Raw genomic sequence first — 18,537 nt, 5'->3', positions numbered from 1 at the left:
ATCTTACGGTTCTCTTTATTTTTTTCTCGCTTTTTCCACTTCTGACATCATTTCATCGACCAGGTCCTGTCCGAATTTTTTCGCGTACTTGTCAGTGACCGGCTTCACGATTTCTTTCATTTTTTCTTTTTCGGCATCAGAGACCTCATTGACCTTCATGCCGGCTTTTTTCAAATCCTCGAGTGCTTTTTCGTTTTCTTTGCGGTTCAGGTCACGCTGGTATTTCCCCGCCTCCTGCGCCGCATCTCTCATGATTTTTTGTTCTTCCTTTGAAAGCTTGTCCCAGAACTGCTTGCTCACAAGAAAAACAAACGGTGTGTATACATGCTTGGTCATGCTTAAGTACGGCTGAACCTCGTCATACTTGCTGGATTTAATGGTCGCGAGCGGATTTTCCTGTCCGTCGACTGTTTTGCTTTCAAGCGCGGTGAAGACTTCTGAGAATGCCATTGGAGTCGGGTTCGCTCCGAGCTTTTTGAATGCATCAAGGTGAACTTCGTTTTGCATGGTCCGGATTTTCAGCCCTTTAAAATCATCCGCCGTTTTTACAGGATGTTTACTGTTTGTCAGGTTACGGAAGCCGTTCTCCCAATACCCGAGTCCAACCAGCTTGTGTTCAGGAAGCTTTTTCAGAAGCTCCTGCCCCACTTTTCCGTCAAGAACAGAGTAAGCTTCTTCTTCGGTATTAAAAACAAACGGAAAGTCGAAAATTCCGTATTCCTTAATCATCCCGACAAGCGGTGAGGTGGAAGGAATGGTAACCTCCTGAAGACCGCCCTGCAGCGCCTCGGTCATTTTCTGGTCATCCCCAAGCGTTGCGCTGTAAAAGTTCTGCACTTTCATTTTCCCTCCGCTTTTCTTCTCGACCAGCTCTTTGAACCTCTTCAGGCCCTGACCTTCCGGATGATCTTCATTCAACCCGATGCCCGCTTTAATGGTCCGTTCCTGGATGCCGCCTTTTTCCGATCCTCCGGTTTTCGCAGCTCCACAGCCCCCGAGGATCAGCATACCCGGTAGGGCGATTCCGATTGCCAGCTTCTTCACCAAATTCTTCATTCTATTTCCCCCTTCTTCACGCAGATTGGCTAACTCATTGCATAGCGGCTTTCCGGCTGATTGCTCTTCAGTCCCGACAGCTCTTCCACTTGCTTGTTCACCAGATACTTTGGATACTCCTTGCAAATCAGAACGTCGACTACGCCAAGTGCTGCCTTCGTTCTCATTTCCCTGGCTGCCTCCTCGGAATACCACGCCACATGAGGCGTCAGGATCACATTATCCATAGAGAGGAAGGGATGGTTTTCAGCAATTGGTTCTTCCTCAATTACATCCAGGGCCGCTCCACCGATCTCTCCGTTTTTCAGTGCTTCAATCAGCGCCTCTTCGTCCACTACCGGCCCTCTTGACGTATTGATCAGAAGGGCATCGTTTTTCATTTGGGAAAACAGGGAGGCATTGATCATTCCTTTTGTTCCTTCTGTTAATGGAGCATGAACGGAGATGATGTCAGACACCCGGCATAATTCCTCCATGGAAACCAGCTGGACTCCCTTCTTTTCCGCTTCCGCCGCGGGATAATATGGATCAAACGCGACAACTTTCAAGCCAAGGGGCTGTACCTTTTCAGCGAGGCTTTGCGGAATTTTCCCAAACCCTACCAGACCTAGCACCTGCCCGCGGAGGCGGTGAATCGGCTGGGTCACTTTAAAATCCCAGTTTCCGTTTTTCACCTGCTCGTTTGCTTTAACGACCTTTCTTCTTGCGGAAAGAAGGAGCGCGAGCGCATGGTCAGACACTTCATCCATGCAATAATCCGGAACGTTGGCGACACAAATGCCTTTTTCGGTGGCAGCATCTAGATCGATCGTATTCACACCAACACCGTAGCGTGTAATTACCTTGCATTTTTCAAGCTGTTCAATCGCCTTTTGGCCGATCGGTGCGTATTGGTTGATCAATGCGTCCGCATCCCGGCAGGCCTCAATGATTTCTTCCTCTGTCCGGCATTGGGCGCCGATCAGCTCAACCTCCGGATATTTTTCAAAAACGGCTTCCTCAAAGCGTAAATCATCATATTCCCAGTCGGTAACCACTACTTTAAATGTTGTCATAACAGAACCTTCCTTCGTTTAAGTAAGCCACTGCAGAGGAACCATGATTATGCTCGGAAACAGAATCAATAAGAGAAGAACAATCACATGAACAAGCAGGAATGGAAGTATTCCCCTGGTGATCTGCAAGATATCAATCTTACTGATTCCGCAGCCTACATAAAGGACCGTTCCAACTGGTGGTGTAATCAATCCAATACACAGGTTGATGACCATGATAATTCCAAAATACACGGGATCGATCCCCGCCATTTTTACGACCGGAAGAAGCACCGGTGTGAAAATAAGAATCGCTGGTGTTAAATCCATAACCAATCCGACGGCAAGCAGGAGCAGATTGATCAACAGAAGCAGCATTAATGGGTGCTCAATAACACCGCTCAGCATGTTCGCAATCTCAGTTGGAACATTGGCCACTGTAATGAGCCAGGCGGAAACCATCGCTGCCGCAGCAACAAACATAACCACACTGGTCGTCTTCGCGGCTGCCACAAGCACGCTGTACAATTCCTTCACTTTAATCTCCCGGTAGACGAACAGTCCGACAAACAAGGCATAAAAGGCAGCGACCACTGCCGCTTCAGTCGGTGTGAAAATACCGCCGCGCAAGCCTCCGATAATAATAACGGGAAGGAAAAGCGCCCAGCTTGCCTGTTTGATGGCACTAAGAATTTCTTTTCCCGAACTCCGCTTTGGCAGCTTGGCAGTATCGTCCTTTCTGGCGAGGAATGCCCAAACAATCAGCAGCCCGCCTCCCATCATGATGCCGGGAATGATTCCCCCCATGAAAAGCTGGGTAATGGAAACCCCGCTCGTTACCCCGAAAATGATCATCGGAATGCTTGGCGGTATAACCGGGGCGATGATTCCGGAGGCACAGATCAGGCCAGTGGAACGATCGATTTTGTATCCCCTGGACACCATCATCGGAATAAGAATGGCGCCAAGAGCTGCGGTATCAGCCACCGCTGACCCTGACAAACCGGCAAACAGCACACTCGCAATGATAGCTACAAAACCAAGGCCGCCGCGAATGTGGCCGACCAGCGCCATCGCGAAGCTGACAATCCTTTTGGAGATCCCGCCGGCATTCATCAGTTCACCTGCCAGCACAAAGAAAGGAATGGCCATCAAGGAAAAGTTGTTGGCCCCGTTGATCAGGTTCTGTGCGATGATCTGGCTGTCGAACGTACCCATGATGAACATGAGTGCGACACCTGACAAGATCAGCGCAAAGGCGATTGGCACACCTAAAACGAGCGAGCCAAACAGTGATCCTAAAAATACACCGAGCATATCCTTATCCCTCCCTTATCTCTTTTTGTTCCACGCTGACATCATCCACTGCCGCAATGAGCTTGAAAGAATCGTCTTTGTCTTTGGCAAAAAGGACTTTTACCATATTGGTAATGATAATTGCTGCCATGGCAAGGCTTGTCACCAGTCCGATTCCGTACACCCAGGAAAGGGAGATGCCGGTTGCAGGAGCGATGCTGTCCATGTTAAGCACCGTCATTTTCCAGCTTCCATCAAGCAAAAGCCAAAGGATAAACAGCACACACAGATTGCTGATGACAAACACGATTCGCTTCAGTGTTTTTGGCAGAAGGTTGACGACCAGATCGACACCGAGATGCATTTTATCCTTCAGAGCGGCAATGGCTCCAAAGAACACCATCCAGACAAACAGAAAGCGGGACATTTCCTCAGACCATGTGATTCCCGAGTTAAAGGCGTACCGCAAAACGACATTCCCAAACACCAGAAGAGCCATGGAGGCCAGAGAGACGGCGATGGCTCCATTCAGGAGGCCGTTTGCGGCCCTGCTTATTTTCTGAAGCATAGTACTTCCCCCTTATTCAGCTTCTTTTTTGATCTTGGCTACGAGATCCTTGGCCCAAGGGTACTTTTTGTAAAAGTCCTTATAGAGCGGATCCGCTGCTTTTTCCATGTCTTGTTTAAAAGAAGCATCAGGAGTGGTGAATTTAATGTCTTCCTTCTCAAGATCCTTCTTGTCTTTGTCGTAGCTTTTTTCCATCAGGCCAAATTCATAATCTGCCGCTTCTTTGGATGCCTTTTCAATAATTCCCTGCTGTTTTTTGGACAGGCTGTTGAAAAATTTGCTGTTGATGATGTAGATGTTGGGGCTGAACATGTGATTGGATTCGAGTACATTGCTCTGCACCTCGTACCAGCCTGAGGCTTTTAACGTGGCGATCGGGTTGTCCTGACCGTCTACCACCTTTTGCTCCAGCGCCGAGAACACTTCGGAAATCGGCATCGGCGTTACATTCATCCCAAGCAGCTTGCCAAGCTCTATGTAGTTTGGAATGTTTGGCATTCTCATTCTCATCCCTTTAAAGTCACCCATGTTATGAATGGGTTTGCTGCTTGAGAACATTCGGAAACCATTGGCGCTCCAGGCCAGCGGTTTAACACCGTGCTTCTTTTCAAGATCCTCGGTCAGCTCTTTTCCGATTGGGCCGTTGAGCACCTTTTTCACATGATTATAGTCTTTGAAAAGGAATGGCCATTCGGGAACCGCCATTTTTTCGATATCCGCCTGCATGATCAGTCCGGGAATTCCCATTTCGATGGTCCCGTTTCGGACACCGTCGTAAAATTCCTTTTCGGCACCGAGCGTGCTGTTGTCATAAATCTGAACCTTCAGCTTGCCTCCGGATTCCTTTTCAACCATCGGCTTGAATTTTTCCCGCAGTGCCACATTTTGCGGATGATCCTTTGCAAAATAGTTGGCGATTTTTATGGTCCTTGTTTTTTCCCCAGACGAGGAAGTAGATTTGCTGCCGCATCCCGAGAGAACCAGTGACAGCATCAGCATGATGCCCATTACTACACCCAAGCTTTTCTTCATCTTCAACCTAACCACCCTTTCGTTTGGTTTTTGCTTTTTGAAAGCGTTACCACCGTACTGCAAAAAAATAGAAAAGTAGAATAGCGGAGGACTGTTAGTTTTATAATATAAAACCCTGTTCTCATCACTTCGCAAACAAAAGACACTGCCCCTTTTATAAAATGGCTGGTTACTTTCTGGAGGTGCAGCATCATGGATGTTTTATAATATAAAACCGCGTTCTGTTTAACTGTGATAATCATAGTACATCTTGTCAAAGCATGTCAATTCGTTTTTGTAACTTTCTGAAAATAGTCTGATTTTACTATTTTTAAGTTGAAAGTAATTGTGGTTGTCTACGGGATATACCCCAGTGTGGTATATTACAGAGCGCACCAGGTGCGCGGACAGTAAATGTTTCATTCTCGCCAGTAAATCTTTAATTCTGGCTTGTATTCTCTCAAAAGCAGCCAGTAATTCTCTGATTCCGGCCAGTAAACCAGGATAATACCCTCTTTCCAATCACCAATAACGCTCTCAATCTTGTAAACAACTCTAAAAAGGCACGGGAGAGAGTAACTTTGCCCGCTCCCGCCCTTTATTACTGAAAAAGGATCGCTCTCAGCACATTCGGATGCTCAAAGTCCTTTTGTCCTGCTCCATAGCCGATTTTCTCGATGACAAGAGGCGGCATATATCCATACTCATTGGCAAGGGCCTTTAAGAAGCCCGCTCCGGTTGGTGTGGTCAGCTCACCCTTTACATGAAAGGCTTCAAGCGGCACTCCTCTAAGTATTTCGGCAGTAGCCGGGGCCGGAATGGGATAGAGTCCATGCGCCATTTTCACCTTGCCATACCCAGTCGGGACAGGTGAGGCTGTGATTCTATCAATCTGCAAATCTTCAAGAGCGAGGCATACTCCGATCACATCAATGATGGAGTCCATGGCGCCCACCTCATGAAAGTGAACTTCCTTCGGGTCCATGCCGTGGATTTTACCCTCAGCTTCCGCGATCACTTCAAATACACGACGGCTTCGTTCCTTTACCCGGTCAGGAAGCGCGCTTGTCTCAATCATCTCTAAAATCGTGGATGCTTTCCGGTGAACATGGTCATGGTGGTGATCATGTTCGTGGTCATGACTGTGATCATGACTGTGATCATGAGCATGCGAATGGCTGTGGTCATGATGATGGTCATGCGAGTGGCCATGCTCGTGATGATGATCATGCGAGTGGCTGTGGTCATGTGTATGGCTGTGTCCTGCTTCATGGACATGAGCGGCCACCAGTTCGTTTTCCTCAAACTGAAGATCCAGAAAACTGGCGAAAATTCCCCGCTTATCGGTTTTCTTTGTGTCCATGTGAAATGAATCAATTGGAAGTTGTTTCAGGTGCTCAGTGACATAGGAAAGATCAGCGCCAAGGTCAAGCAGCGCGGCAAGCGTCATATCCCCCGAAATGCCATACTGGCAATCAAGATAAAGCTGTTTCATTGGCAACCCCCTCATTTGCGAGTTTTAAAATAAGCGCTGCCTGGTAGGCGGCACCGAAACCATTATCGATGTTCACCACACTCATTCCCGAAGCACAGGAGGTGAGCATGGCAAGGAGTGGCGTAAGTCCCTGCAAATGGGCGCCATACCCCACGGAAGTCGGAACGGCAATGACCGGCCGCTGAACCATGCCACCGATTACACTGGGCAGTGCTCCTTCCATGCCGGCCACAACAATCAGCACACTGGCTTTTGTGATGTCTTCGCGGTAGGCAAGAAGACGGTCAATCCCCGCTACCCCGACGTCGTACACGCGGTTGACCTTGCAGCCCATCCAGTCGGCGGTAATGGCCGCCTCCTCAGCCACGGGAAGGTCGGAGGTGCCTGCCGCGACAACCATGACATCTCCGCCGTATTTCTCACGCGGTGGTCCGTATAAAAGAATTCTGGAGACGTCGTGGTAATGAGCATCAGGATACACGGCAAGCAGTACCTCTGCCTTCTCTTTGGCAAGCCGGGTAACCATGGCCTTTCCATGGTTATCAATCAAAGTTTCCATAATTTTTTTTATCTGATCTGCTGTTTTTCCTTCTCCATAAATGACTTCAGGGTAGCCGGTGCGCTTCTCGCGGTCCAGATCCACCTTGCTGAAGCCGAGGTCTTCGAATTTTTCCATGAAATCTCCTTCTCTACGTTGTTTTGGTTTCAGCCAGCACTTTGTTCATGCTGCCGCTTTTATAGCCGTTCAGGTCCATCGTGACATAGCTGTAGCCAAGCTCCTGCAGCTGTTTGGTAATTTCTTCGTGATGTTGAAGAAGCCTGTTCATTTCCTGTGGCTCTACTTCGATTCTGGCAATGTCCCCATGGGTGCGGACGCGTACCTGACGGATGCCGAGGGCGCGGATGGCCTGTTCGGAGCGGTCCACTTTTCTCAGCTTCTCGATGGTGATTTCTTCGCCATAAGCAATCCTTGAAGACAGGCAGGCAAAGGAAGGTTTATCCCACGTAGGAAGCCCCATCTGCTGGGAAAGCTCCCGTATTTCGCTTTTGAACAAACCAGCCTCCTGGATCGGCCCGCGCACATTGTACTCTCTTGCCGCTTTCGTCCCCGGCCGGTGTTCGCCCATGTCATCGGCTATCAAGCCAAACGCGATATTTTCGTACTGATGTTCATGCATGATCGGGATCAGATGCTCGAACAGACTCTTTTTGCAAAAATAACAGCGGTTGGAGGTGTTTTCGGAATAGCCCGGGATGCTGAGCTCTGAAGTTTCGATAACTTCGTGGCGTGCCCCGAGGATTGCTGCGTACCTTTTCGCCTCCTGCAGTTCCTCAAACGGATAGGTCTCACTGTCTGCGGTGACCGCAAGCACATTTTCTTTTCCGAGGGTATCAAGCGCTACTTTTAACAGGAAGGTACTGTCCACCCCACCCGAAAAAGCGACTACTACGGTTTTCATTTCTCGTAAAATATCCTGCAGCTTTTCATACTTATCCAACAACAGAACCCCTCCGTTCTTCCACATAAGGAATGGTAAGCGGCCCGAGCGGCAGCACCGCGATGGTCATCTCAGGTCCGTATTTCTCTTTCAGTTCGTCAAGTGTTCCCTCAATGTCATGTGTCGGCTTGAGGATGGCTCCCTTTACCTGCTCATCGGTCAGCTTGGAATAAACATAAACATCCGCCCACACCTGGGTAACCGCCTGCTTTTGAACCTGCCACTGATCGAACATTTTAAAATCAGGATCATTGATCAGATCCAGCAGCTCCTGTGGTGTCTCCGCGAACTGAAATATTTTCGAGTAATTTCCATGGTCCGGCAGCCCGTCTGAGCATTCCGAGGCAACGATAATGGCCCCGCCCTCTTTAACGATCTTATGCGCAGCACTCATTCCTTTAACCGCCTGATACAAATTTTGGTCAAGCGGATACCCGGAGTTGGAGGTAATAACGACATCAAACCGCTCATCGCAGCGGATCATAGCATGTTCCTTGGCAAACGCACAGCCCTTGTCATGGGCTTCATACAGCTCCCCGGCAAACACATTGGTAATTTCCTTTTCCCGGTTCAGCGTTACGTTGAGCATAAAATGCGGCTTGCACATCGCATTGATTTCCCGTGTCATCTCCTGAACGGGATTATCCTGCATATTGCCCCAGGTGGATCGGGGATCCCCGATCATGCGCGCGTTATGAAACGTCATAATGGTTTCGATGCCGGCAATGCCAGGCATGATGCCTTTTGGACCGCCCGAGAATCCGGCAAAAAAGTGAGGCTCAATAAATCCTGTGACAATGCGGAAATCGGCTTCCACATAGTCGTTGTTCAAATAAACATCGCAGCCGAACTTGCTTCTTCCCACATTGACGAGTGAGCCGGGATCATGACAGTGATTATTGACAATCTTGATATGATCCACGACCCACTGGCCAAGCATTTGTACAAACTCTTCCTCCGTCTGGTCACGGTGAGTGCCTGTCCCATTAATAATCACAAAGTTCTCGAGCGGCACATGATCCAGTTCCTGTATTAGCAGAGGAACGAGCAAGTCATTGGGTGTTGGTCTTGTAATATCGCTGATCACAATCGCTACTTTGTCTGTCGCCTTCACACTCTCCTTCAGTGAAGGAGCACCGATCGGATTCTGCAATGCATACAAAATTGCCTGCTCTTTGTTCTCAACCCCAGGAAGGTTGTTCGGTTCTACAACAAACGTGTTCTCAGGGAGATTCAGCTTCAGCCCTTCTTTTCCGTATAACAAAGTTGTCTCCATAGGTTGTTCTCTCCTTTTTAACTGCTCTTACGCTGAAGTTGACGGTACGCTTTTCTCTTTATGGTTTGATCGTTCTAATTCAAACTTCTCCAGCTTGCCGTCGATTCCTCTCGACTTTTGCCATTTATCTACAAGAATCACCGCAATCGGACATAAAATAGCCGTCGTCAGGGTGGCAATGGAAATCTGCGCGGTCGCTATGTTTACAATATCCTGGTACGATTGTGCTTCTGCAGCGCTCATCATACCTGAACCTGCTGCAACAGAGGCAGCTGCCGCGATGGCTGCCGGGGTACCTGCGGCATTTCCGGCCGTGGACGCTTCCGAAACCGGTGCAATATAGCTTTTTTCTTTAAATAGTTTAAATACAAGAATGCCTGTCGTCGCCGTTAGAATGGTTGTCATTAATCCAATCGTCAGACCTGCTGTCACGACAGACGGATTGAAGAAGCTCGCAAGGTTCATTCCCGCGCCCAAAGCAAAAGCAAAGAACGGTACTGGAAGAATTTCTCCAGGCTTCAGGAAGTCCCGAATGTCTTCGTCCAGATTTCCGAGAATCATTCCGATGGCAATCGGCAGCAGCACGGCGATAAAGGAAATGATCGGAAAGCTTGAACCGAGCAGGCCTAGTGACATGAGTGTAAAAAACGGTCCGTCGTTCAATGAAAGGACCGCCACCGCTCCAACATCGGAACGGTTCCCGTATTGTCCGGTAAGCGCCGCATACATTCCGCCGTTTCCGTTCGTCATGGCCGCAATGATGGCCAGGGTGGAAAGTCCGAACAGTCCGTGCATCGGATCAAAGAAATAACCAAAGAGCAGACCGACCGCCAATCCGGTTAAATACTTGGAAGTGGTAAGCATGATCCCTTTCTTCAGTGCCGCTCCCCCAACCCTTAAGTTCATCTGGCTCCCTGCACAAAAAAGGAAGAGCGCTATTAATACGAGCGCACTGTCTTTAAACAGTTCCTGAGAGAAGCCCCCGATCCGCAAAAACTCATAGTAGCCTTCTTCCGTTTTGGCAACACCCAGCGATTTCAAAAAATTCATCACCGGCTTCAGATGAAGCTGGTCAATGGTATTCAGCAGCGCCCCGAACAGCAATGGAACTACCATTAGCCCCCCGGGTACTTTTTCAATCGTCTGTTTAAGTTTCATAGTGTAAAAACCCCGCTTTCACTTATTGGTTTGGTATGAATAAACGTTCGGACAAGCTGTTCTGCACTATACTCCAGCAATTGAGGCGATTGTTCCATAGCTTCCTGAAGGGTCAGTGGCTGCTGAATGATGCTCGTGATGCTGATAATGCCGTATTGATAGAGAACGTCCACGCCATCGCCGACCGAGCCGGCAAGAATGAAAGTCGGAACGTTTTTTTCTATGGCTTTCTGCGCTACACCCATCGGTGTTTTTCCGGATGCCGTTTGAGAATCCACCCTGCCTTCGCCGGTTATGACAAGATCAGCTCCCTGAAGGGCTTCGGGAAGACCGGCATACTCTGTGACGATATCAACCCCGCGCTTCATCTGGGCAGAAAAAAAGGCCAAAAATGCTCCTCCGATCCCGCCTGCTGCTCCGGCACCCGGTAAATCATGCAGTCGTATGCCTGTCAGCCCCTCCACTTGATCTGCCCAGTGGCAAAGATTTTGATCCAGCACACTGACCATTTCTGCTGTAGCTCCCTTCTGCGGTCCAAATACAGCAGAAGCACCCGATTTCCCTACAAGAGGATTTTCAACATCTGATGCAATAAGGAAGGTGCTCTCCTTGATTCTCTGGTCAAATTCGGAATCATCAATGGCTTCCAGATGGACCAGCTCACCGCCGCCAGGACCAATTTCAGTTCCATTTCGATCTAAAAGCTTCATACCAAGCGCCTGAAGCATTCCTGCACCGCCATCATTGGTGGCAGAACCCCCAATGGCGAGAATAAACGAGCGGAACCCATCATCCAGTGCCTGTTTAATGAGCTGCCCTGTCCCGAATGTGCTCGCGGCAAGCGGATTAAGCTCCTCTTCTGAAAGCAGGCAGAGCCCCGAGGCTTCAGCCATTTCAATCACACACATGCCGGCGTCACCCAATATGCCATAGGACGCCGTCACATCTTGGCCCAGCGGACCTGTTACCCTCACTTCTTTCTTCTCACCGCCAGTCGCGGCAACAAGTGTGTCCATCGTTCCTTCTCCGCCGTCTGCAGACGGCACAAGAACCGTTTCAATGGAAGGATCAGCCTTCTTTACCCCCCGTTGAATCGCTGCTGCTGCTTCCATTGCCGATAAACTTCCTTTATATGAATCTGGCGCAATCACAATCTTCAACCTCGAACCTCCTTAGAAAACGCTTTCATTTAATGGTTGGTTATAGTATACTTGTCTGAAAATTATAAATCTATGGTTATAACCTCTATAAATCGCTCTTATTTTTCATGATTTTTTGTAGAATATAACCAAAGGAGAGCGCTATGCTAACGACTGAAATCGCTGAAATGATCGTAAAGGAAACGTCTGCGCGGCTGAACCGCAATGTGAACATCATGAGCAGCAAGGGCATTATTATCGCGTCATGCGATTCATCCCGGCTCTACCATATTCATGAGGGGGCTCTCGAGGTGCTGCGAAGCGAACAGGCTTTTACCGTTCCCATGGACCACGAAGGGAAATGGAGAGGCGCCCAACCGGGGATTAACCTTCCCATTGTCTTTGACCAGCAGATTGTCGGGGTCATCGGCATCACCGGTAACCCAAAGGAAATCGAAGATGTGGCTGGCCTTGTAAAAATGACTACTGAACTCATGGTGAAGCAGTCCTATATGGCCAGCCAGACGGAATGGCAGCAGCGGACAAAGGATATGATTATCGAGGATCTTCTGAACGAGCAGCCATCCATTGAACATGTCCTCAGGCGGCTTGCCCTTTTGAAGATCGAACTGCCTTCCACACTCCAGACGCTTGTGATTGAACTCGACGAAGGTCCTTCCCTTTCTCGCTCGGTGCTGATCCACCAGCTGGAAAAAGCAGCGGGATCGTATTCCTGCCTGGTGGGATTTGTACATACGAAACGATTATGTATCGCTTTTTCGTACCAAAAAGAAGCAGATGGAAAAAAGAAGCGGGAAGCGGTCCTGCAGGTGCTGAAGTTGCATCATTTCAAATTCCGAATGGCCTCCAGCACCCCGTTTTCCTCTCTGGAATTATTTCATCAATCATATGAAGACTGCATCCTTGCTTTCGAAATCGGGGATCCAAAGCAAGAGGTCCTCTCATTTGCAGAGCTTGAAGCCCAGGCGCTGATTCACCAATTGAACCCTGTTGCAGCAGACAGGCTTTCGCGCCGTGTCCTGCTGAACTCCGTGCTTTCCTTAACAGACACACTGCAGTGCTTTTTGGATCATCATTTGAATTTGCAGCAAACCGCTGACAGCCTTCACATCCACCGGAATACCCTCATTTACAGACTCAACAAAATAAAAGAAGAAACGGGTTATGATCCCCGGAAATTCAAGGATGCCTTTGCCCTGCAAATGGCACTCTGGATTCTGGAAAAAGACCAAAAAAAGAAAGAGCTGGCTCATGTTTAGGACCTGCTCTTTCTTTTTTGTTTAGGACAATCCGAAATAGGTTATGAGAATAGTATACGAACGTTTCAGCCCCGCACGTAGTTTGCTAAGGAGGCGAATGAAATGAAGTATAATAAAGTTCTTATTGCCCTAGACGGATCAGAAGGAAGTCAACAAGCCCTGCAATATGGGGCAGAATTGGCAAAAAGCGCAGGAAGCGAGTTGACACTTGCCCATGTGCTGGCTGAACCGGCCTATCCGTTATATGGAGAAGGATTTACGATGGCTGCCTACAAGGGATCGATTGAGCAGGATGTAAGAGACGCCGCAGCTAGCGAAAAAGGACATGGCGAGAAGTTACTTGAAGAGGCAAGAAATACGGCATTGGACTATACAAATCATGTGAAAACAGAAATTCTTGAAGGAAACGCAGCGCGTTCCATTTGTGATTATGCCAAAATTCATGATATCGATTTGATTGTTATGGGAAGCCGGGGGCTGAGCGGGCTGAAGCGGATGGTGCTTGGAAGTGTAAGCCAACAGGTGCTGTCAGAAGCAGAATGCCCGGTACTCATAACCAAGTGACAGAGAAAAAGCTTGCAGGCTAGTGAAACAGCTGCAAGCTTTTTCGGGTGCACGAACCTTAGATTAGTCGTGCAAAACTTTATCCAAAAGAAGTCGTGTTGGTGCATCAAAAATCCCGGTATCTTTAAGCTCCGGGTATTTCTTTTGAAACTTGAGGACAGCAGCTTTCGTTTTCGGACCATAAATGCCGTCCACGCTGAGTGAGGATCCAATGTCATTAAGCGCCTTTTGAAGGATTTTTACCGCAGTGCCCTTGCTGCCTTCCTTCAGCACGACTTCTGGAAAGCCATAGGAGTTCACTTTTTCAGACAACGCAGCATGCGTCTTTTTTCCGTAGATTCCATCAGGAACCAATTTTGCGCTTTTTTGAAAGGCAATGACGGCTTTCTTTGTATTAGGGCCAAAGATTCCGTCTGTTTTCAGCCCGGCATTAATCGCTTTGTTTAATGCCCATTGAAGAATTTTTACGTTTTCTCCATGATCACCGGATTTAAGGACTCCGGACCTTGGAAGCTGAAAAATGGAGTAATCGTGAGCAGCCTGGGCTCCGGCCACAGAAGGAACTCCCATGAGCAATGCAGAAGCAGTTAAAACAGATGCAATCATTTTTTTCATTATTTACGACCCCTCTCTTTTTATCACCGTGATTAAATGGCTTACATCCGATTAGTCGATGAAAGCCGGTAAAGGTTACACCAGAAAATGGGAAACCCCAAAAATTAAAGGAAGTGAGAACTTGACGGTTATAAAAAGTCATAGAAAATCTTTCGTTGTTCTTGTCGCTCTTCTCGTCAGTCTGGCAGGGCTTGGATGGTATTACTTATCATCCTCTTCGGTAACTGAAGAGGTCGAAGCCACAGAACCTGGAGGGAACTTGCCCTACAACACATTGATCGCTTCCACCCATGAGTACTACAATAAAACGCTTTGCAATCATATGGATGAGAATATCAACTGGCCCCTCCAGCAAACCCATGCTCTTGAACTGGTCAATGAAATTAATTCTGTTGCCGTAAAAAATGAAAAGATAAAAAAGGATTTCCAAAATGCCAGGGATCTGGCTGAGCAGGTGTCCGCAAAGAAAGACAAAACGGCATTGCTGTATTTGCACAGAATCTTTCATGACCTGGATAAGGCCGTTAATCATTACAAGCAAAAGGATGAATTCGGATACACCTATACCGGAACGGGAAAACGCCTGTTTGGCGGCGGCGTGAATAAAGTCGAGCATTACCTCGCTGAAAATAAAAGATGATGTTTTTACTCAAAAAACGGGTATAAAAAGGTATAGAACACTTTAACATTAGTTGATGGAGGTAAATTATGAGAAGCTCAACCAGAAACATATTGATTGGATCAGCCCTTTCCACAGGCGCCGCACTTGCCATTAACTCTTACCGTTTAAAAAAATCCTCACCGGATATTCTGCCGGATGTGGATCATAAAAGAAGCCTGAAGGTCGACAAAATGGAAAGCGTGGACGCCAACAAAGATCCCGAGGAAAAAGGATTGACGCAGCTTGATTCCACCTATCGGTCAGAATGGCAGGCTAACGGCTTTCCGCAAACTCATTTGGACATGGAAGAGCTGGAAGAGCTCAAAAAGCAACAGCACTAAATGACAGATCCCCTGCAGAAACTGCAGGGGATTTTTTAACGTTAGGAAAAATTAGTAAATTAGACTGATAGTAATTTTTTGAAAATTGAAACCAATTACCCACCTCATTTCTTTTAATATTTGCTATTATTGTTGTAAATTGTAAAACGATGTTGAAGGAGGGAGGTCAGGGGGGTCTGACATCTTGCTTTTAACATACTGAAATCCAAAACTATTTTTAAGGGGTGTCAAAATGAAGAAAATGACAGGGGCTCTTGTTGGTATTGCATTAGCTGGCGCGTTATTGATTGGTGGCTATATCGCGGATCACTCAGCCGTTACAAATGCCGAACACGGGAAGACATTTTCTACAACGACCGGGTAACCTGAACGTTACTCATATGCACACCCAGACATTCACATAGCATCCAGGGAAGAGAGCAATCTCCTTCCCTTTTTTTGGTTGGGCATTAAAAGTAGGAGAAAAGGAATGGTTAAATTTTTTATCAATTGCGACAATTGACTCAATCGTTAACAAACCGAGTATGCTAATATTGTGTTAAAATGTAAATTTATGCAAAAAGGTGGGGCGAATGTTATGGAAGCAGAGTTGACGAGTACGGATCAGATGATTCAGCTGTTAAACAGCTGGTACCGTGAAATTCTTTCGCAAAACCTCGTAGAATCCCGCAGACTCAAGCTGGAGATCGACGAAAAGATTGAAAACATGGAGATCGATCCTACCCAGACTCTTTTTATCTACTACTCTTTATTATGCTTCAGGTACCAGCTGCTGATCGATGATTTATGGGAGGCCAGGTATGCCCTGAACCATCTGAATGAAGGACAAAAAAGGGAAACCGACAACTTTTTATCCTACTACTTTCACTTCTTCAAAGCCATTTATGCAACAGAAACAGGAAATTACCTCGAAGCCAAGCTTCACTATCAGCTCGCTGAAAAGCGTTTAAATCAGTTTACGGATGACATTGAAAAAGCAGAGTTCAACTATAAAGTCGCCACCTTTTATTATCATATCCGCCAGCCGCTGCTTGCCGTCCGGCATGCCCTCAAAGCGAAAGAGTATTTTGAAGACAAGCCCGGATATGAAGTAAAGCTTGCCGGCAGTGAAAATGTGATCGGCCTCGCCTCGACTTCATTAAAACAGTTCAGGGAAGCTGAAGATCATTTTCTCTCTGCGCTCGACATTCTTCGTTCCTGCACACTGAAAAAAGAGCCGTTCGAACTAAAAATCCGCTACAATCTAGGCCTGCTGTATGCAGAACAAAATTACTCTGAAAAAGCACTCACCCACTTAAGCGAGGCATTTGAGGAAAAAAGCACGGATTACAAAACTACCTATCTGATTGCCCGTGAACAAGTAAAGCTGAAAAATTTTGAACTGGCCAATGAATGGATTACACTCGGCTTAAAAATTGCGCGCGATGCTCAAAACGAAGAATATATTCATCATTTTTCAATTTTAAGCGACTTCAACCACTCAGCCACAGCCGATCAACTTGAAAAAACGGCTTCTGATGCCCTTACCTATTTTCAATCCATGCAATTATGGGGTTATGTTCAGGATTATGCGGAAAAGCTTGCCTCGGAGTTCTACAATATCTCAAATGATAAAAAAGCGAGCAAATACTTTCATATCGCCTATACGGCCAAACAAAAACTGCTTAAGGAAGCAGGCAGCTGACCCGGTCAGCTGCTTTTTTACGTTTTCCGGGGGCTATTGGAGGGAGGTGGGTCCATTTAGTTGCGGGGTGAGCCGGTTTAGTTGCGGTCCTGGTAACTTTAGTTGCGGTTCGACACGATTTAGTTGCGGTAATGCTCAGATTAGTTGCGGTTCGACATGAAACAGTTGCATATCACGTCATTTTCATAAAATCGCTCACAAAAAGACCGGGCCAATGAGCAGCCCGGTCCTTTCCGAAAAGCTAGTTTACCAGCTTTCCTTTGTTCTCCCAGTATTCTTTTCGGAGATGCACCTTCTGGATCTTTCCGGATGCCGTCTTTGGCAGTTCGTCAACAAACTTAATGATCGTCGGAGCTTTGAAATGGGCCATTCTGCTTCGCGCAAAGGTGATCAGTTCGTCTTCACTCGCCTCGTGTCCTTCCCTTAGGACGACAATGGCCTGCGGAGTTTCTCCCCACTTGTCGTGCGGCACGGCAATGACCGCAGCCTCAAGCACAGCCGGGTGATCGTACAGGGCCGCTTCCACTTCAATGGACGAAATGTTTTCACCACCGGAGATAATAATATCCTTCTTGCGGTCGGCGATCTCTATGTTTCCTTCCTCATCCACGAATGCCATATCGCCTGTATGATAAAACCCGTCGCGAATCGCTTTATGGGTTTCTTCGGGGTTATTCCAGTACCCTTCCATCACCGTGTTGCTGCGGACAATGATTTCACCGATCTCTTTTCCGTCCGCTGCTACTTCTTCTCCGTTTTCATTGACCACCTTTACCTCGCTGCCGATAAACTCATATCCGGCCTTGGCTTTGAGACGGTACTTTTCATCCTGTGCCAGCTGCTGCTGGGTATCCCGGATGATGGAGGTGGTGATGAGCGGGGCGGCTTCCGTCATGCCGTACACCTGGATGAACTCCCACTTCAGCTTTTCTTCCACCGCTTTAACAAACGCCGGGGGAGGCGCCGAGCCTGCAATCACGATCCGCATCTGCTGTTCGGTTTTAGCGGCTTCAGCCTGCTCGTCTGCATACTGCAGCAATCCATTTAAAACGGTCGGTGCCATGTGCATGACGGTGACTCTGTTCTCTTTCACCTTTTGGAAAATTTCAGCCGGCATTACCTTTTTCAGAAACACCTGAGTCGCGCCGTTTGCTGTGTAATAAAAAGGCGAACCCCAGCCGTTCACATGAAACATGGGCAGTACATGCAGGAGCACATCTGTATCCGACACGCGCAGGTGATGCTGTATTGTAAGCGCATGCATAAAATTGCTGCGGTGTGACAGCATGACTCCTTTCGGCTTGCCTGTCGTTCCACTCGTATAAAGAAGTGTGGCCAGGTCATTCTCATCCATATCCGGACGGTCAACAGGATCAGTGTCAAAACCGCCGAGCCACTTTTCATAAGACCGGCAGGCATCCTGATCTTCATCCAGACCATGAACGAAAATCGCCTCTACCGTTGTCAGCTCATCCAGAACCGGTTGGATCAGTGGAAGCAGCTCATCGTCCACAAATAAGACTCGTGTGCCGCTGTGATTGAGGATATACAAATAATCTTCAGGCTTCAGGCGTGTGTTGAGCGGCACCATAACCGCACCGAGCTGAAGCACTCCATAGAAGCCTTCATACATCTCGGAGGTGTTGGGCGCGAGATAGGCCACACGGTCCCCCTTGTTAATCCCGGCCTCTTGCAGCCCGTGTGACAGCTGGTTGACCCGGTCGTTGATCTCCCTGTATGTATACGTTCGTTTTTCCCCTACAATCGCTGCTTTCTTTCCATAAAGCTTGACCGCACGATCCAAGAATTGAGGCAACAGCATAGGTACATTCAAGAAAGTATCCCTCCGCGTTCTTAATT

At 47.8% G+C, this 18,537-nt stretch carries 19 protein-coding genes; 6 read left to right on the top strand and 13 right to left on the bottom strand.

From position 1 onward, the window contains the following. Positions 1-15 precede the first annotated feature (15 nt). The 11 genes from QYB97_RS07110 to QYB97_RS07060 all read right to left on the bottom strand — a co-directional run bounded on the left by QYB97_RS07110 (position 16) and on the right by QYB97_RS07060 (position 11,553). Positions 16-1,056, bottom strand: a complete 1,041-nt coding sequence (locus tag QYB97_RS07110) for a TRAP transporter substrate-binding protein (RefSeq protein WP_301165281.1) — start codon at positions 1,054-1,056, stop codon at positions 16-18. A gap of 29 nt (positions 1,057-1,085) precedes the next feature. After that, positions 1,086-2,111, bottom strand: coding sequence for a C-terminal binding protein (locus QYB97_RS07105; protein ID WP_301165280.1), 1,026 nt, complete (start codon positions 2,109-2,111; stop codon positions 1,086-1,088). Positions 2,112-2,129: 18 nt separating this feature from the next. Beyond that, positions 2,130-3,407 carry a TRAP transporter large permease gene (locus tag QYB97_RS07100; protein ID WP_301165279.1) on the bottom strand — a complete coding sequence of 426 codons (1,278 nt, stop codon included), beginning with the start codon at positions 3,405-3,407 and terminating at the stop codon, positions 2,130-2,132. A gap of 4 nt (positions 3,408-3,411) precedes the next feature. Next, positions 3,412-3,954, bottom strand: a complete 543-nt coding sequence (locus QYB97_RS07095; protein WP_301165278.1) for a TRAP transporter small permease — start codon at positions 3,952-3,954, stop codon at positions 3,412-3,414. 12 nt (positions 3,955-3,966) lie between these two features. Then, positions 3,967-4,986, bottom strand: coding sequence for a TRAP transporter substrate-binding protein (locus QYB97_RS07090; RefSeq protein WP_301165277.1), 1,020 nt, complete (start codon positions 4,984-4,986; stop codon positions 3,967-3,969). Positions 4,987-5,566: 580 nt separating this feature from the next. Next, positions 5,567-6,460 (bottom strand): nickel pincer cofactor biosynthesis protein LarC, encoded by an 894-nt coding sequence (gene larC / locus QYB97_RS07085; RefSeq protein WP_301165276.1) that lies wholly within the window; start codon positions 6,458-6,460, stop codon positions 5,567-5,569. Beyond that, entirely contained in the window at positions 6,441-7,136 is a 696-nt protein-coding gene (larB, locus tag QYB97_RS07080; protein WP_301165275.1) for a nickel pincer cofactor biosynthesis protein LarB, read from the bottom strand. The genes larC and larB overlap by 20 nt, the downstream gene beginning before the upstream one ends. A 13-nt stretch (positions 7,137-7,149) precedes the next feature. After that, positions 7,150-7,986, bottom strand: a complete 837-nt coding sequence (gene larE / locus QYB97_RS07075) for an ATP-dependent sacrificial sulfur transferase LarE (RefSeq protein ID WP_425589766.1) — start codon at positions 7,984-7,986, stop codon at positions 7,150-7,152. Beyond that, positions 7,952-9,235: a nickel-dependent lactate racemase gene (larA, locus tag QYB97_RS07070; protein WP_301165274.1), complete on the bottom strand. Its 1,284-nt coding sequence runs from the start codon at positions 9,233-9,235 to the stop codon at positions 7,952-7,954. The genes larE and larA overlap by 35 nt, the downstream gene beginning before the upstream one ends. Before the next feature lie 27 nt (positions 9,236-9,262). Beyond that, positions 9,263-10,393, bottom strand: coding sequence for a 2-keto-3-deoxygluconate permease (locus QYB97_RS07065; RefSeq protein ID WP_301165273.1), 1,131 nt, complete (start codon positions 10,391-10,393; stop codon positions 9,263-9,265). After that, positions 10,390-11,553 carry a glycerate kinase gene (locus QYB97_RS07060; RefSeq protein WP_301165272.1) on the bottom strand — a complete coding sequence of 388 codons (1,164 nt, stop codon included), beginning with the start codon at positions 11,551-11,553 and terminating at the stop codon, positions 10,390-10,392. Before QYB97_RS07060 ends, QYB97_RS07065 begins: the two co-directional genes overlap by 4 nt. Before the next feature lie 143 nt (positions 11,554-11,696). On the opposite strand from QYB97_RS07060, the gene QYB97_RS07055 reads away from it, so the two are divergent. Next, the gene (locus QYB97_RS07055; RefSeq protein WP_301165271.1) at positions 11,697-12,812 is read left to right on the top strand and encodes a CdaR family transcriptional regulator; all 1,116 of its coding nucleotides are present in this window, start codon (positions 11,697-11,699) and stop codon (positions 12,810-12,812) included. Positions 12,813-12,914: 102 nt separating this feature from the next. Next, on the top strand, positions 12,915-13,376 hold the full coding sequence (locus tag QYB97_RS07050) for a universal stress protein (protein ID WP_301165270.1): 462 nt from the start codon (positions 12,915-12,917) through the stop codon (positions 13,374-13,376). Between the two features lie 63 nt (positions 13,377-13,439). Here the strand turns inward: QYB97_RS07050 and QYB97_RS07045 are convergent, their stop codons facing one another. Beyond that, positions 13,440-13,991, bottom strand: a complete 552-nt coding sequence (locus QYB97_RS07045; RefSeq protein ID WP_301165269.1) for a peptidoglycan-binding domain-containing protein — start codon at positions 13,989-13,991, stop codon at positions 13,440-13,442. Positions 13,992-14,112: 121 nt separating this feature from the next. Between QYB97_RS07045 and QYB97_RS07040 the strand changes: the two genes are divergently transcribed. The 4 genes from QYB97_RS07040 to QYB97_RS07025 all read left to right on the top strand — a co-directional run bounded on the left by QYB97_RS07040 (position 14,113) and on the right by QYB97_RS07025 (position 16,677). Beyond that, positions 14,113-14,631, top strand: coding sequence for a hypothetical protein (locus QYB97_RS07040; RefSeq protein WP_301165268.1), 519 nt, complete (start codon positions 14,113-14,115; stop codon positions 14,629-14,631). Between the two features lie 68 nt (positions 14,632-14,699). Then, positions 14,700-14,993: a hypothetical protein gene (locus tag QYB97_RS07035; RefSeq protein WP_301165267.1), complete on the top strand. Its 294-nt coding sequence runs from the start codon at positions 14,700-14,702 to the stop codon at positions 14,991-14,993. A 232-nt stretch (positions 14,994-15,225) separates the two neighbouring features. After that, positions 15,226-15,357: a hypothetical protein gene (locus QYB97_RS07030; protein WP_301165266.1), complete on the top strand. Its 132-nt coding sequence runs from the start codon at positions 15,226-15,228 to the stop codon at positions 15,355-15,357. A 213-nt stretch (positions 15,358-15,570) separates the two neighbouring features. Then, the gene (locus QYB97_RS07025; RefSeq protein WP_301165265.1) at positions 15,571-16,677 is read left to right on the top strand and encodes a response regulator aspartate phosphatase; all 1,107 of its coding nucleotides are present in this window, start codon (positions 15,571-15,573) and stop codon (positions 16,675-16,677) included. 241 nt (positions 16,678-16,918) lie between these two features. Here the strand turns inward: QYB97_RS07025 and QYB97_RS07020 are convergent, their stop codons facing one another. Continuing rightward, a complete protein-coding gene (locus QYB97_RS07020) occupies positions 16,919-18,511 on the bottom strand; it encodes a long-chain-fatty-acid--CoA ligase (protein WP_301165264.1) in 1,593 nt (530 codons plus the stop codon). Positions 18,512-18,537: the final 26 nt, after the last annotated feature.

The organism is Fictibacillus fluitans, assembly GCF_030418125.1.
GTDB lineage: Bacteria > Bacillota > Bacilli > Bacillales > Fictibacillaceae > Fictibacillus_C > Fictibacillus_C fluitans.
Note: the sequence above shows the minus strand (reverse complement) of the source record. Positions and strands in the feature narration are given on the sequence as shown.

Excerpts from the sequence above, each read along its gene's own strand:
- QYB97_RS07110 (WP_301165281.1), bottom strand. The coding sequence starts at position 1,056 with ATGAAGAATTTGGTGAAGAAGCTGGCAATCGGAATCGCCCTACCGGGT.
- QYB97_RS07105 (WP_301165280.1), bottom strand. The coding sequence starts at position 2,111 with ATGACAACATTTAAAGTAGTGGTTACCGACTGGGAATATGATGATTTA.
- QYB97_RS07100 (WP_301165279.1), bottom strand. The coding sequence starts at position 3,407 with ATGCTCGGTGTATTTTTAGGATCACTGTTTGGCTCGCTCGTTTTAGGT.
- QYB97_RS07095 (WP_301165278.1), bottom strand. The coding sequence starts at position 3,954 with ATGCTTCAGAAAATAAGCAGGGCCGCAAACGGCCTCCTGAATGGAGCC.
- QYB97_RS07090 (WP_301165277.1), bottom strand. The coding sequence starts at position 4,986 with ATGAAGAAAAGCTTGGGTGTAGTAATGGGCATCATGCTGATGCTGTCA.
- larC (WP_301165276.1), bottom strand. The coding sequence starts at position 6,460 with ATGAAACAGCTTTATCTTGATTGCCAGTATGGCATTTCGGGGGATATG.
- larB (WP_301165275.1), bottom strand. The coding sequence starts at position 7,136 with ATGGAAAAATTCGAAGACCTCGGCTTCAGCAAGGTGGATCTGGACCGC.
- larE (WP_425589766.1), bottom strand. The coding sequence starts at position 7,986 with ATGTGGAAGAACGGAGGGGTTCTGTTGTTGGATAAGTATGAAAAGCTG.
- larA (WP_301165274.1), bottom strand. The coding sequence starts at position 9,235 with ATGGAGACAACTTTGTTATACGGAAAAGAAGGGCTGAAGCTGAATCTC.
- QYB97_RS07065 (WP_301165273.1), bottom strand. The coding sequence starts at position 10,393 with ATGAAACTTAAACAGACGATTGAAAAAGTACCCGGGGGGCTAATGGTA.
- QYB97_RS07055 (WP_301165271.1), top strand. The coding sequence starts at position 11,697 with ATGCTAACGACTGAAATCGCTGAAATGATCGTAAAGGAAACGTCTGCG.
- QYB97_RS07050 (WP_301165270.1), top strand. The coding sequence starts at position 12,915 with ATGAAGTATAATAAAGTTCTTATTGCCCTAGACGGATCAGAAGGAAGT.
- QYB97_RS07045 (WP_301165269.1), bottom strand. The coding sequence starts at position 13,991 with ATGAAAAAAATGATTGCATCTGTTTTAACTGCTTCTGCATTGCTCATG.
- QYB97_RS07035 (WP_301165267.1), top strand. The coding sequence starts at position 14,700 with ATGAGAAGCTCAACCAGAAACATATTGATTGGATCAGCCCTTTCCACA.
- QYB97_RS07030 (WP_301165266.1), top strand. The coding sequence starts at position 15,226 with ATGAAGAAAATGACAGGGGCTCTTGTTGGTATTGCATTAGCTGGCGCG.
- QYB97_RS07025 (WP_301165265.1), top strand. The coding sequence starts at position 15,571 with ATGGAAGCAGAGTTGACGAGTACGGATCAGATGATTCAGCTGTTAAAC.